Annotated in this window: 15 protein-coding genes and 1 pseudogene; all 16 read right to left on the reverse strand. The window is 58.3% G+C overall.

Annotated features, from left to right (window positions below):
- Window positions 1-111, reverse strand: a pseudogene (locus tag PY650_RS03985) (bifunctional methylenetetrahydrofolate dehydrogenase/methenyltetrahydrofolate cyclohydrolase); the annotation flags it as partial.
- Between the two features lie 117 nt (window positions 112-228).
- On the reverse strand, window positions 229-2,166 hold the full coding sequence (locus PY650_RS03990) for a GumC domain-containing protein (protein WP_285877764.1): 1,938 nt from the start codon (window positions 2,164-2,166) through the stop codon (window positions 229-231).
- A 99-nt stretch (window positions 2,167-2,265) separates the two neighbouring features.
- The gene (locus tag PY650_RS03995; protein ID WP_285877765.1) at window positions 2,266-3,108 is read right to left on the reverse strand and encodes a WecB/TagA/CpsF family glycosyltransferase; all 843 of its coding nucleotides are present in this window, start codon (window positions 3,106-3,108) and stop codon (window positions 2,266-2,268) included.
- Window positions 3,109-3,359: 251 nt separating this feature from the next.
- Window positions 3,360-3,896, reverse strand: coding sequence for a hypothetical protein (locus PY650_RS04000; RefSeq protein WP_285877766.1), 537 nt, complete (start codon window positions 3,894-3,896; stop codon window positions 3,360-3,362).
- The gene (locus PY650_RS04005; protein ID WP_285877767.1) at window positions 3,893-4,261 is read right to left on the reverse strand and encodes a hypothetical protein; all 369 of its coding nucleotides are present in this window, start codon (window positions 4,259-4,261) and stop codon (window positions 3,893-3,895) included. Before PY650_RS04005 ends, PY650_RS04000 begins: the two co-directional genes overlap by 4 nt.
- Before the next feature lie 14 nt (window positions 4,262-4,275).
- Entirely contained in the window at window positions 4,276-4,872 is a 597-nt protein-coding gene (locus PY650_RS04010; RefSeq protein ID WP_285877768.1) for a rod-binding protein, read from the reverse strand.
- Window positions 4,873-5,004: 132 nt separating this feature from the next.
- A complete protein-coding gene (locus tag PY650_RS04015; RefSeq protein ID WP_285877769.1) occupies window positions 5,005-5,424 on the reverse strand; it encodes a hypothetical protein in 420 nt (139 codons plus the stop codon).
- A gap of 18 nt (window positions 5,425-5,442) precedes the next feature.
- The gene (gene fliR, locus PY650_RS04020) at window positions 5,443-6,195 is read right to left on the reverse strand and encodes a flagellar biosynthetic protein FliR (RefSeq protein WP_285877770.1); all 753 of its coding nucleotides are present in this window, start codon (window positions 6,193-6,195) and stop codon (window positions 5,443-5,445) included.
- Window positions 6,192-8,279, reverse strand: coding sequence for a flagellar biosynthesis protein FlhA (gene flhA, locus PY650_RS04025; protein ID WP_285877771.1), 2,088 nt, complete (start codon window positions 8,277-8,279; stop codon window positions 6,192-6,194). The genes fliR and flhA overlap by 4 nt, the downstream gene beginning before the upstream one ends.
- A gap of 118 nt (window positions 8,280-8,397) precedes the next feature.
- Window positions 8,398-8,664: a flagellar biosynthesis protein FliQ gene (gene fliQ, locus PY650_RS04030; protein ID WP_285877772.1), complete on the reverse strand. Its 267-nt coding sequence runs from the start codon at window positions 8,662-8,664 to the stop codon at window positions 8,398-8,400.
- A 56-nt stretch (window positions 8,665-8,720) separates the two neighbouring features.
- The gene (flgD, locus tag PY650_RS04035) at window positions 8,721-9,203 is read right to left on the reverse strand and encodes a flagellar hook assembly protein FlgD (RefSeq protein ID WP_285877773.1); all 483 of its coding nucleotides are present in this window, start codon (window positions 9,201-9,203) and stop codon (window positions 8,721-8,723) included.
- On the reverse strand, window positions 9,194-9,643 hold the full coding sequence (gene flbT / locus PY650_RS04040; RefSeq protein ID WP_285877774.1) for a flagellar biosynthesis repressor FlbT: 450 nt from the start codon (window positions 9,641-9,643) through the stop codon (window positions 9,194-9,196). The genes flgD and flbT overlap by 10 nt, the downstream gene beginning before the upstream one ends.
- Window positions 9,640-9,987, reverse strand: coding sequence for a flagellar biosynthesis regulator FlaF (gene flaF, locus PY650_RS04045; RefSeq protein ID WP_285877775.1), 348 nt, complete (start codon window positions 9,985-9,987; stop codon window positions 9,640-9,642). The genes flbT and flaF overlap by 4 nt, the downstream gene beginning before the upstream one ends.
- 37 nt (window positions 9,988-10,024) lie before the next feature.
- Window positions 10,025-11,083 carry a flagellar hook-associated family protein gene (locus tag PY650_RS04050; protein ID WP_285877776.1) on the reverse strand — a complete coding sequence of 353 codons (1,059 nt, stop codon included), beginning with the start codon at window positions 11,081-11,083 and terminating at the stop codon, window positions 10,025-10,027.
- A gap of 3 nt (window positions 11,084-11,086) precedes the next feature.
- The gene (gene flgK / locus PY650_RS04055) at window positions 11,087-12,562 is read right to left on the reverse strand and encodes a flagellar hook-associated protein FlgK (RefSeq protein WP_285877777.1); all 1,476 of its coding nucleotides are present in this window, start codon (window positions 12,560-12,562) and stop codon (window positions 11,087-11,089) included.
- 27 nt (window positions 12,563-12,589) lie between these two features.
- Window positions 12,590-13,861, reverse strand: coding sequence for a flagellar hook protein FlgE (locus tag PY650_RS04060; RefSeq protein WP_285877778.1), 1,272 nt, complete (start codon window positions 13,859-13,861; stop codon window positions 12,590-12,592).
- Between the last annotated feature and the right edge of the window lie 69 nt (window positions 13,862-13,930).

Consider the following 13,930-nt stretch of genomic DNA (forward strand, 5'->3'; position numbering starts at 1 on the left):
AACGGCAAGGCCGGTCTTCACACCCGTCTCTTTTTCCAATGCTGCGGTCGCCGTCTTCACCGCATCAATTACCGAAGCAGCCACCTGCTTGCCATCGATCACAGTCGTCACGCACATCTCCCGACATAGTTTCGGCGGCAATCTACAAGCCATCGGCCCAACGGATTTGCCTGCCAACGCCCTATGGTGTCTGAAAGCGGTAATTGCAAGAAGAAATCGGCCGGGAGATCAGCCACGAATCGTCCGCCGGCGAGAAGCATAGGTCTCCACTTTCGTCCGCAACAGCGCCAGTTCGCGTTGGATCTGCGTCAGCTCCCCGGTAACCACAGGGCGATCATTGGCAACGGCAATGGCGGCATCGAAGCGCGGTTGCGGCAGGTCGGACATTGGTCGAGGCTGCGGGGTCGGCACCGTCTCGTGATTGAAAACTGGCTCCGAAGCTGGTACGCGTCCGGCCATCTGATCGCCCAGAAGCAACGCGCCAGCCATCCATTTGCGCAGGAGGACCAGGCAAAGCGCTGCGCCGAGACCCATCAGGAAACCCGCCGTCTGGCGGCCCGCGAGATTGTCGTCGAGGGGCGCCTTGGCAGCGACGGAAGGGGCGACAACGGCGATCGGCGCTGCGACTTCCGCCGGCGGCATATCGGCGTTCTGCGTATTTGCCTCATAGCGGCTCTGTGCCGCTGCAACATCGTCCTGAAGCTGACCAAAGCGGGCCATATCCACATCGGCGCTTTTCTGGCTGAGAGCGGTCATCCGCGTAGTCAGCGCCGCCTGGTTCTCAAGTGCAGCTTTCAGGTTCGCATCGCTGTTGACTACCAAACGCTGAAGCTGGCTGCGAATATCGGCGGCCAGGCCATCGACGGTCGCCTGCTGCGCGAGCAGGCGAGGATGACGCGGCCCGAGCTGCGTGGAGAGCTGGGTCAGCACGACCTTCGCGGCACTGTAGCGGCTGTGCAGATCATCGAGACCGGCAGCCGACAGATCACGCGGCAATGCGCCACTCATCACGCTGGCGGGTGTTGCGGATTTAGCGGCCGCGACGCGGGCCCTTGTGCTTTTCACGGCAGTTTCAGCGGCTTTGATCTCGCCGTCCAATTGCTGGCGCTGCCGCTGAATATCCAACGCCGCCTCGATCTTGTCGTCGCCATATTGCGCCTTGAACGCGGCCAGTGCGGCCTTGGCTTGATCGAGCTCCTTGAAGCTCCGGTCGGCGGAAGGGTTGCTTTTGCCAGCTAGGCCGGCGCCTTGCGCGACGGTAGCGTCGTAGATGGTCGCATCGGCCAGGCGGTTGGCGATTTCGGCCGATTTTGCGGGATCGGCGGTGGCAACGATGAGGTGCAAGGTGCCGCTCGCCACATCGGCGCTAACGGTGATATCCCGGCGAAGGGTAGCCTGCGCACGCGAGGGTGCGTCAGACGCGTTGCCGCTGCCCGACAGCAATTCCATGGCAACCCCGATGGCGCCGGCTTTGTCGCCGGTAAATTCCGGATCGCGGTCAAGTTTCAACCTGGCGACGAGATCGGAAAGCAGGGACGGCGCGACGATGCGTTTGGCGGTGATATCCAGAAGCGCCTGTCGCGCGCTCCCCTGCCCTTCCATCCGCAGCGCGGTGTGGGAAACATAACGCGGCGGGGCCGCCAGCATTGCCGGCATGAAAGCGCCTGCCAGCGAAGCGGCGATGACGAAGGCGATGGAGCAGAACCCGAACGTCCAGCGACGGTCGGGCGGATGCGCCATCGCTGACACAAGCGGCAGAGCGGCCAGAGCCAACGGTTCAATCCCGGTATCGTCGATGCCGATCGAGGCTGAGGGCTGATTGACCATCGGCTCCGGCTGCCGATCAACGATCGTTTGGGGCGCGATGGGACGGCTTTGAAGGATGCCGCGGACAAGGTCGGGCAACGGCTGAGCTTCGTTGGCCACGGTCGCTGCAGATCTCTTCTGCCCGGAGACAGGATACGGGTCACCGTCCAGCATCTTCTGGATGACGGCCAGCAATTCCGCATCGCTCGCTGCTTGGCCATCGATCGGTTGGAGATTGGCGGCAACGAGATAGCCATCCTTGCCGCGATCGAGATGGGCATGACGTCCGGCGCTGTGGAGAGCCTCGAAGGCTTCCGCATCGTCAGAATGAGGTCTGGTCGTGGCCTTGCTTTCGAACATGCGGGTTATCTCGAGCGCATGGTCAGCGACCGATGCAGATGGTTAACCCACTTTAAATTTTCATGGCAAAGAAAAGGTTAACAACCGCCGCGATAGTAATCAGCCGACGAGCTTGTCGCGCGAAGGAAGCTGCGGCAGTGGCGTAGGCTGTGGCTCGGCGGCGCGCAGGATACGCTCCTTGCGGCCGAACTGGTGCCGGATGACCTGGAAGAAGAAGAGCGGCACGCCCAGGACGTAACGCCGCCATAGCCTGCGCGGCTCGTGGAACAGCCGGAACATCCATTCGAAGCGCAATGCGCGCACCAGAGCCGGAGCACGCGGCACAGTGCCCGAGACGAAATCGAAAAGCGCACCAACTGTCAGCACCAGCCGTGCATGCTGCGCATCGATATGCTCGGCAACCCATTTTTCCTGCAGCGGTGTTCCCATCGCGACGATAAGCACATCGATCTTCTGGCGGTTGACTTCCGCGGTGATCAGCTCGCTTTTCGCTTTGTCGAAATAGCCGTCCGCAATGACGATGAACTCATGCCATGGTGCATGATTGTGGAATTTTTCAGCGGCCTTTTCAACGACATCGCGGCGACCACCGATCAGACCGATACGCTTCGGCCGCTCCATGAAGGTCAGCAGGGCCGGCACGAAATCTGTACCGTTCAAATTGGCCGGAAAGGAAACTCCATGAGCCGCCCGCGAGGCGATATCCAGGCCCACACCGTCGGGCAGGACAAGGTTTTGCACCAGTACATCGCGATAGTTGCCGTCACGCAGCATCAACAGCATATTATGGGCGTTAACGAAGGAAATGACGGTCTGGCCGAGCGGAAGGGATGCCAGCTGGTTGATGAAGTTCAGCGCATCTTCCCAATTGAGGTCGCAAACCGGCAAATCGAAAATCATTCGACGCGAAGCGAGCACGGCAAAATTTGCGACCTGTTTCACCCACGACCTCCTGCCGCGACGCTTCATACGCCTGACGCGGCAATTTCTCGACGCAAATCCTCCACCGCCTGTCCATTCGGTAACATCGGAACCGTCGCTGAAGGTGCTTATAACAAGGCCGTCCCAAGCTTCCGTTAGGAGAATCAATCGAAATCGCGAAAGAGAAGCAAGGATTTGTTAAAGCCGTTGCGGGCGATAAACGCGGTAGGCCTCCCACAGTCGGAGCGGCCTACCGCCGAGTTTCAACAGGCCTAATTCGCCGGCTTCGGTACCGTGTCTGGCGTCGGATCGCCCTGGACGATCTTTACGGGCTTGACGGTTCTCTTGCCGGAACCGCCGCCGTTGTTGATCTCATCCTTGGAGAGATAGTCGAGCTGTTCGACCATCACATCGGCGATGTAATCGCCGCCCAGGCGTTCATTCATCTTCTTCTTGATGTCGTTGCGGAAACTGGCCACATCAAAGCTGGCCGTATGGCTAATATCGATCGCCTTGTTGCCCACCAGCAGCGAAAAGAGTTGGTCCGTCGTCAATTCCGTCAGCGGCGTCTGCAGCGCGGCCGCCTTGCCCTTCTCCATCATGAAGGAGATGCGGGTGATGAAATAGCCGTTCACCTGGCCGTTGGCGATGACGGGCACGTTGATCGATTCGCCCTTGACGAACTCCTGCTGCGCCTTCTTGGCGTCGTCGGGATTGATCACGGGCGCCGTCGCCATCTGCACCGAAAAATAGACCGAAGCCAGTGTTACGACGCAGACCCACAGGCCGGTGATGACGAGCTTGATCATCCTGCCTCGCGGACGCGGAATTGCTCCTGCGAATAGGTGCCGTCCGCATCGGCGTTCTGCACCGCATTCTTCAGGATATCGGCGACAGCGCGGACGGCTTCGAGATGGGCTTCGACGCGACGCGCGTTCAAGACCAGTTTCTTCTTAAGCCCGTGCAATTGCTCGATATGGGTGACGGCGAGTTCGGCCGGATTGGTATCGCGAAACAGCATCGACAATTCGTAGAGGCAGCGGCTCTTGTGAGCATTCGACACTTTGAGATCGAAATCCGGATCGGTGCCGATCCGGTTGTTCTCGTTGTCGATGATCATCTCCAGGCGGCCAAGGACCGTCTTGATCCGGTAGTCGTTCGAAATTACTTCCATGTCCTTCCCCCCGGTTATACTTTCTTGGACGTCAGCGTGTCTTGATTAGTGACCGTCGCATCGCTGTCACCATTGGTATCGGCTGCGGCAAGCGTCTTTCGCTGGAAATCGGTGATTGCGCTCAGGGCCATCTTCTTGTCGTTTTCATTGGTCGCCGAATTGATGGCGCCGGTGTTGCGCATCTTGGAAACCTGTTCCTGATACATTTTCTCGGCAATGCCGACGCCGCCATTCTTGGCCAGCGTGTTGCCGAGCTGTTCGGCCATCATGCCCTTCCAGATTTCGCCGGCGGAGCCCTTGCCATAGAGTGTTTCGCTGTTCGGCAGCATGTTCTTCACGAAGTTCTGCAGCACCATGGCTTCGAACTTGTGATAGACCTGCGGGACTTTCGTCGCCGCCGTATGCGTGTTGGCATTGCTGAGGCCGGCTCGCGTCGCGGCGCTATTGAGCGCGTCCACTGTCGAGGCGAAACCATTGCCGTTTTCCGCCAGGCTGGTAGCGGCGAAGGCAGCCCTGTTGGCCGCGAGTTTTTCCTGAGCCGCCTGCACGTCGGCTGGATTGGCGGCCTGGACGACATCCAGGACCAAATCACTCGGAGGCGAAATAGCCACGTCACGTTTCCTTTCACTGAAGCATGATCCTGGGGCGCATGAAGCGACCACCGGGCAAGGTCATGCCGAATCGAACTGTTAGAGCGAGGCGGCCGCTCAGCGACACGCCATCCTGCTCTAAGATCGTGATGATTATGGTTTTTGAACCTTGCTGGAGGCTGGCGTTACGTCAGCGAAACGCTGATCGATGATGTCGTAGACGGCATTGTCGTCCGCCTCGCGCGTTTCCAACTCGCGAGCGTCCCTCATATGCTCCTCCAGCCGCTCTGCCTTGGTGCGCTCCTGCAGGACCTTCGTTTCGATCAGCTTCTGGATGCCGTCAAGCTGCTGATCCTTGAGCGTCAGGCGGCCATAACGGTCGGCGTAGTGGACCGAAAATGCCATATGCACCGGATCGGCCGAGCTGATCGCATCGATCAGCTTTTCCATCGACTGACTGACCTCGTTGCGCTGGCGGGTCGTATCCGCAAGCTCGTTTTCCGCCATCCGCTCAAGATGGCGCTGTACCGCGACGAGGCGCTTCAGTTTTTCGGACCGGCTTCTTTCTGCCACGGCTCTTGCCCCGCCCCGCTAATGCCCATTGAAGACGCCGAGGAAGGCATCGGAGAACTGGCTGATCATCGCCGCGATACTCAGATAGAGCATGAACAGCCCGCCCATCAGTAGATAGGGGGTGGAGATGAAGTAGATCGGAATCTGCGGCGCCAGCTTGTTGATGAAGCCTATCGAAATCTGGAACATCAAACCGTAGAGCAGAAAGGGGCTCGCCAGTCGCAGCATGATGAAAAAAGTGGACTGCAGCGTATCCGTCACCGACACCAGCGAGGCCCGCGCCTCAATATGGCCACCGAAGGGAATGACGGAGTAGGAATCGACCAGCGCCTGCAGGACGTAATGGTGGAAATCCAAAATAAACAGCATCATCAGCCCGCAAAAGCTGATCATGCTGGTGAGCGCTGTCTCGTTCGAGTCTTCGACGATGTCCATGCCGCCGGGCGCATTGAAGCCGATCAGCATCGATATGGCCGAGCCGGTGAATTGCAGCCCGAGCGTAAAAAGCCGCGCCATCATGCCGTACATCAGGCCGATCACCGCTTCGGTGAAGATCAGCCCGATATAGGTAGCGCCGTTCTTTGACACTTCCGGATATATGGTGTTCCAAAGCAGCGGCATGACCGCCATCGACAGCGCCGCCGCAAGAAGCAGCCGAATCTGGGGCGGCACGCGACCTGACGAAAATCCCGGAAGCACCATGACGCAGCCGCCAATACGGCAAAAGGCGAGAAACAACGCCAGAACGGTGCCCTGGGGGTCTGTTATCATGAGATAGAGCCTAGAATCTTAATCTCGATCCCCTTGGCCAGTTCTACATGCGACAGGACCGGAAGAGTCGCGAATAGGCGTTCGATGATCATGCGCACATAGGAGCGCGTTTCCGGTGACGTGACAAGCACGAAGGGCAAGCCGCGGTCCATGTATTCACGGATAACTTTGCCGGCCTGCTCGCTGAATTCTTCCAGATTGCGCGGATCGATGTCGAATTCGACGATCTCGCCCTTCTGATCGCGCTTCAGCGCCTGATGGAAAATGAGATCCCACTTGCTGCCGAGGCGGAGAACACGCAATACACCATTGTCGGCCAGGTCGCCGCAGAGCTGCTGCGCCATGCGCACGCGCACATGTTCGACGATCTGCTCGGTCTTGCGCACATGCGGCGCAAGCTCGGCCACTGCTTCCAAAATGAGATGCAGGTTGCGGATCGAGACGCGCTCGGCGAGCAGAAGCTTGAGCACCGCCTGCAGGCCGGAATAGGACATGTGCGACGAGCAAATTTCGTCGGCGAGCTTCTTGTATTCCGGATCGAGGCGCTCGATCAGGATCTTCACATCCTTGTAAGAGAGAAGTGCGGGCAGGTTGTTGCGGATCACTTCGCTCATATGCGTCAGCACGACGGAGACATTGTCGATCGGTTGGAAGCCTTCGCGCTTCAGATCCTCGGTGAAGGCTTCGAGAACGGAGACCGCAGGCATGCCGAAGGCGGGCTCGCGGATCTCGTCGCCCGGAACGGTCGGTTTGCGACCCGAGCCGGTGACGACAAGTACTTCGCCGACACGCAGGATATTGGAGGCGACCGTCGTGCCGTGGATGCGGATCTGATAGGACTTGTCGGCAATGGCGATGTCGTCGATCACCTTGATTTCCGGCACCACGAAACCGTATTGCGTCGCGAATTTCTTGCGCATCTTGCCGACACGGAAGGCCAGCTCCTGATGCGCACCGAGTAGCCGGGTAGAGACGATCTTGCCGAGCGCCAGTTCGATTTCCGAGGTCGTCAGAACCGACTTGACCGAATCCTTCTCCATTTCCTTCGTCTGCATCACCTTCTTTTCCTCAGCATCGCGCCGAAGCTTGTTTTCAGCTTCGACCTGCCGCGGAATGAACCAGGCGCCGCCGGCCATCAGGCCGCCGAGGATAAGGAAGGGAATGAAGGGCATGCCCGGCATGACGGCCAGAATGCCCATGAGGATGGCGGCGACGGCGAGCGCGCGCGGATAGCCGCTCAACTGATTGATAACCGCCTGGTCGGTGGAGCCAGCAGTGCCGCCGCGCGAAACGAGAAGGCCGGCAGCGAGCGAGACGATGAGCGCCGGCATCTGCGACACCAGACCGTCACCGACCGAAAGCTTGACGAAGACATCGGCCGCCTGGCCGATCTGCATGCCGTGGCGGAAATAGCCGATGATGATGCCGCCGAAAATGTTAATGCAGGTGATGAGCAGGCCGGCGACGGCATCGCCACGGACGAATTTGGAAGCACCGTCCATCGCGCCGAAAAAAGAGCTTTCCTCTTCCAGTTCCCTGCGCCGCCGCTGGGCTTCCTTTTCATCGATCAGGCCGGCCGACAGATCGGCGTCGATCGCCATCTGCTTGCCCGGAATAGCATCGAGGGTGAAACGCGCGCCGACTTCGGCGATACGCGTCGCACCCTTGGTGATGACGATGAAATTGATGGTGATCAGGATCATGAAGACGATCAGACCGATGACGAAATCGCCGGACATCACCAGGCTGGAGAAACCCGCAATCACGCCGCCCGCCGCATCATGTCCCTCGTAGCCGTGTGAGAGGATGACGCGCGTCGTCGCAATGTTCAGCGACAGGCGCGTCATGGTGGCGATCAGCAGGATGGTCGGGAAGGATGAGAATTCCAGCGGCTTCTTGATCCACAGCGCCACCATCAGGATTAGCACCGAGAGCGCGATCGAAAAAGCCAGACCCATGTCGATGAGAAATGGCGGGATCGGCAGGAACAGCACGCAGAGGATGACCATGATACCGAGGGCGAACCCGATATCACGCATGCTGGGATTGGCTTTAGGAAGTGCTATTGCGGGTGGTTGCGCCATCGACCGTTTCCGTCTCTTCATGAGAGGGGGTAAACGGCTGACCCGTTTGCCCTATTCGGTCAGATCATTAAGAGGCGAAGCTTGCGCGAGAATGGCCTCGCGCTGATCGCCCACCGCCCTAGAATCCCGATTGGATACGGGAGAAGACGAGGTTGGTGAAGATTGAGATCTGCGAGCCGACGAAGGGCGCCGTGATACCGATCGTCACCATGACCGCAATAATCTTCGGTACGAAGGTCAATGTGGCCTCCTGCACCTGGGTCAGCGCCTGAATCAGGGCGATGACCAAGCCGACGACCATGGCGGCGAGCACTGCCGGGCCGGAAGAGACGAGGACCGTCCAGATCGCCGCCTGGAAGATATCCAATGCATCGGCTTCGTTCATGCCATCCCCATCCTTCAGTTCAGCCGGCTCCTCATGAGCCGCTGGCGGCGTCCGTGCTATTTGGACGAATCGCTGCTGCTACTATTATCCGTCGACGACGGCTTATCAATCGTCGTTCCCGAAGGAGCGACGGTAACGCCAGCTTGCAGGAGGACTTTGTCGCCTGCATCGGTCTGCGCGATAATGCCGTCTGAATAGACGGTTACTTCCTTTATGGTGCCAGTCACTGTGCCGTCGGCACTCATGATCTGCTTGCCGATATAGTCCGACGCATTCGAAATCCACTGGTTCTGCAACACTGTTTCCAGATGCGAGTTCGTCTGGATCTGCTGTTCGACCTGGGAGAAACTGGCAAGCTGCGAAATCTGCTGGGTCGCATCCATTGGGGAGGTCGGATCCTGCGTCTTCATCTGGGCGATGAGGAGCTTCAGGAAGTCGTTATAGTTCAGGCTGGCGCTCTGCTGCGCAGCAGCACTACTGCTCGAACTGCTCGAGCTGTTGTTATTGCTGTTGATCTGACTGACCGGATCTATCGCCACGGTGCGATCTCCCGGCGAATATGCTCGATCGTCGCCGCCGGCATTTCCTGGTTGTGGAGGATATTGTCCTCGATCGGATAAAGCGCGCGGATCGCCTTCAGCGCATCGAATGCGCGGCCAGTCGCGACAAGGCCGTCGATACGCTTCAGTTCAGCCAGCACTTCCTCATTATGGAAGCACGAGAGCAGCATGACGATCGACTTGCGGAACATCGCCGTCGATTGTTCCTTGCCTTCCGGATTGATGAGGATCATCTGCGCGATGAAATAGAGCTGGCGCAGAGGCGTCGTCGCATCTTCCGGCTGGAGAACGTGGTTCTCGAGCAGGAAGGTCACATCATTCAGGAATTCCAGAGCAACCTTGCGGTCTACGCGCAGCACGGCCCCGTTGATAAAAATTCTTTCCCCAGCTTTAAGCGATATGCGAAGCGTACTTTTCATTTAAGTCCATCCCTGATGATGGTGGTGACATCGATGATGCCTTGATAATTTTCCGACTGCCGCCTCCGGATCCGGTCGCATTCCTTCAGGATCCAGATTCCGATCGAGATTAGATTGGCACGCAGTTCGACATTAAGTTGGTTCTCTGGACTTTTGAGATCCTCGATGAAGCTGATCCAGACACGTCGTGTATAGAACAGCGCCTCGATCGCTTCGCGGCCGTACTTCCCCTTATCACGAGCCGCGGAGAGTAGAGCTATCGACCGGTCCAGAACTTGACGTTCTCGCTCCTTGGCGTCGGCCACTGCGTCCTGCATGACTTCCGCATATGAGAACTGATACATTCATGCATCCTTCCTGGTCATTACATCCCTTTGATCATCAAAGGTAATTTACAAGGCTCAGCTGCTGTATTTTTGAGACGATAGTATAAGCCGTCTGAAGCTGAGTTTCGAGGCTGTTGACCTTGGTCGAGGCCTCATAAGGATCGACCCCGGTAAGATCACCGATACTAGTGTTAATGATGTCTTTCTGTGCATTCAGCGATGCGTTCGCATCAGAGAGACGCGATTGCGACAGGCCGAGCTGGCTCGACTGATTGTTGATCCCGTCGATCGCCTGGCGCGTATAGCTAGTCGCCTGATCGTTGACCGCGTTCAACGCATCCTGGCTTAGATTCAAACCCGATCCCATCAACGAATTGACGACGGTCGTTGCAAGCGCAAGATAGCGCATGCCCGGTTCATTGGCGTTGGTCGACGAATCGATCACTTCCGAGTTGCTGATGCGGGTCGACATGTTCTGACCTGAAGCGTTCGACCAGCTTGCCCAATTGTCCGGCGAAGGAGCGCTGTCCGAAGTGAACATCGGCTCGACTTGGGTGGTGATGAAATCCGTCATCTGGGCGCCGGTGAGTTGGTCGACGGTCGTGCCGTTATCGCTGGCATATTGCGTCAACGCCGTCTGGATAGCCGCTGTGGCGTTTGCGGTATTGTCGGTCATCGGCTGCACGTCGGTATTGGTGCCGGCGAACAGATACTCGCCATTAACCATGGTATTGGCATCGGAGACGAAGCTCGACAGAGTAGCACTTGCCGTCTGTCGCGTCAGCGATACACTGCTGCCATCAGTATTGCCGCGCAGCGCCACCAGTTGATCCATCATCTTTTGGGCTTGAGACGACATGTCGCCCAGCGCCGTCTGCGACGACGACATGCGCTGGTCGGCGATCGAGTTGCTGCTGAGCAGGGAATCGATGCGCGTCACTTCCCGTGTGAGATTGACGCTGAGCGCGGTGTTGCCGCCCAGCGCGACGCCGATATCGGCATAGACGCCGGTCGTCGCTTCGGTTGAAGCATCCGTCATCTCATTCTGCGCCTGACGGATCGTCTGGCGCATCGCGTTCTGAATGGCTGCGCTTGAAATGAACGAAAGTTTCATGGCTTAGCTCGCAATATCCAGTACCGATTGAAGCATCTGGTTGACGGCGTTTAATATCTTGGTTCCCGCCTTGTAGGACTGCTCAATGTCCATCATCAGCGTCAGCTCTTCGTCGAGATTGACGCCGGTCTGGTTCGAATAGACTTCCGATGAGCGCGACAGCGCCGCGGAGGTATTTTCCGCTGCTGTATTTGCCGAGCTGCGCTGATCTTCCAGCCAGCCGATGGAATTGGACGCATAGTCCATGATGCTGGCCTTGGTGTCGGAGCCGGCACTGGGATCGAAGTCCATTTTCGTATCCAAGCCAGTCACGTAGGAGTCGAGCAGACCGGAATAACCGCTGTCGCCGCTGGGGTTGACGACGTAATCGGAACCGTTGATGCCGCCGTCCCGCAAAAGTGTGGGATCGCCGCCCTGCGAGGTGATCAGCGCCGGATTGACGGCAATCGTACCTGCCATGCCGGCGACGGCAGTAGTGTCGGTCGGCACGGTGCCGCCGCTCCAGGTGAAGAGGCCCGGCAGCGCCGGCTGGCTGGAGTCAGTCTGGTTCTTCTCCGAAAACATCGTCACGAGGCCGCGCGAGATCTCATCGAGCTGCTTCTGATAGGTCGGAGCGACATCGTCGCGGACCTGAAGTGCTGCCTGAAGGCTGCCCTGTGCCGTCGTGTCCGCACCCTGACCAGGATCGAGCACCACACCATCGATATAAACATTGTTGCCGACGGTGCCGTCCGTGTAGGAATTCGTCGGCGTGAAGGTCACCTGACGCGGTATCGTTTCGAACAGCGTCGCGCCACCACTTGTATAGAGCGCCATATCACCGTTGTCGCGTGTCACCGTGGTGACGCCAACAATCTGCGAAATCTGCTTCAGCACCGAGTCGCGTTGGTCCATCGCATCAGACAGTGCAGAGGATGTGGGACCGGCGGTTGCCGTCGCGGTCTTGACCGCATCGTTCGCCTGCTGGAACTGCTGCAGCAGGCTGTTCAGCGAATCGACGCCAGAGCTGATTTCCTTGTCGGCGCCGGTGCGTATTCCGTTTACCGCGGTGGTAGCATTGTTCAGCGAGTTTGCTAGATCCTGGGCAGCGTTGATGGCCGATTGCGCCGCGGTGGTGCTGGCCGGCGAACCGGCAAAGGTCTGCATTGCCGTTTGCAAGGCGGCGAGATAGGTGGACGGCGCGATCTCGTTTTTGTTACCGCCGATCGTTCCGGATTGAATATCCTCGTAGCCCTTGAGGAGGCGCTGCTGCGCGGCATCGTCAGATGTGCTCCCCAGGAAAGCCTTCTGCAATGACGGCTCGTTGGCGCGGGCAATCTTTACGACCTGCGCGCCAGCCATGTCCGTCGTCAACATCGCCTGGCGACGGGTATAGTCCGCGTTGCCGGCATTGGCGATATTGTTCGATACGACACTGCTTTGCGTGCCGGTATTGTTGAATATCGCTTGCGCGTTATTGAGTGCTGTGGTGAGCGACATGGCTGGCTCGGTACCCTATCGTACTGATTAACGTTGCAGGTTGACGAGAACGTCCAGAAGTTCAGAACCGGCCTGGAACACCTTGGAGTTCGCGGTGTAGCTTTTCTGCGCCTCGATCATGTTCGTCAGTTCGGTCGCAAGGTCGACGTTAGATTCTTCCAGCGCGCCGGATTGAATGTAGCCGAAGCCACCGGTTTGCGGGAAGCCGGTAACCGTAACGCCCGAGTTACCATTGGCAGAGTAGACGTTGCCGCTCTCGACCGTCAGATTGTCGGGGCTCGCCACCGTCGCGAGCGGGATACGATAGAGGGCCTTGGTGGAGCTGTCCTTGTAGACTGCATTAACCGTCCCGTCCTTGCCGATCGTGACGCTCGTCACCGGATTCGGAGCTTGGCCGTTCATCTTGCCCGTCGCGTTAAAGTCAGTGGCAACCTGGGTGAAGCCCGAGAAATCCATCGAGATGGTTTGTCCAGACCCAAGGGTGATGGGGAAGGTAGGGGCTGAAGACGAGTCCTGCTTGCCGTTCGCATCAAAAGTCAGAGTGGTGCTTCCGACCAGACCGTCACCGCCATAAGGGAACGGAGTATCGCCCGTAGCCGCATCGGCGTGATTGTAAACCGACACGTCCCACGTGTTGTCCGCCGTTTTAGTGTAATAGACGTCGAAGGTAACGGCATTGCCCTGCGCGTCATAACCGGTGATGGAGCTCTTGCTGGTGTCGCCGGTTACCGGTGCCTTATTTTCGGACGGCAGAAAACCGCTGGCGCTGCTGGTCGCGACGTTGGCGTTGGAATTGAGGTTGCCTTCCATGTCGCCGGTCGTCGATGCGACCGCAGTCACCCCGTTCTGGCTGACATTGATCGGTACCAGGCCGCTGAAGCCGTTGACGACCACCGAAGGCGCCCCCGAGCCATAGGGATAGCCCATTAGCGTGAAACCGGCGGAATTGACGAGGTTGCCCGAAGGGTCCGGCGAAAAGTCGCCTGAGCGGCTCAAAAACGTCTGTCCGGACGAACTCTGGACGACGAAGAAGCCATTGCCCTGGATTGCGAGGTCGGTGTTCGAGGTGGTGTAGGAGATGTTGCCCTGCTGCGAGATCGCATAGTGGACAGACGTCTCGACGCCGCCGGAATTGTAGCTGCCGCTGGAAGAAGGCAGAACGAGAGAGGAAAAGCTCGTCGATGCTTCCTTGTAGCCGGTGGTGTTGGCATTGGCGATGTTGTCAGAAACAGTGCCCAATCGGTTCGCCTGGGCGTTCATCCCTGAAACCGCGGTTTTCATGCTGCCGAAAATGCTCATCTGGAATCCTCGTTTTCCTCGTAAGGCTGAGAGTAGGGAGTGGGCCTTGCGTGAAGCTGTCTGAAAAGA

The organism is Martinezella calliandrae (assembly GCF_030272695.1).
Lineage (GTDB): Bacteria > Pseudomonadota > Alphaproteobacteria > Rhizobiales > Rhizobiaceae > Rhizobium > Rhizobium calliandrae.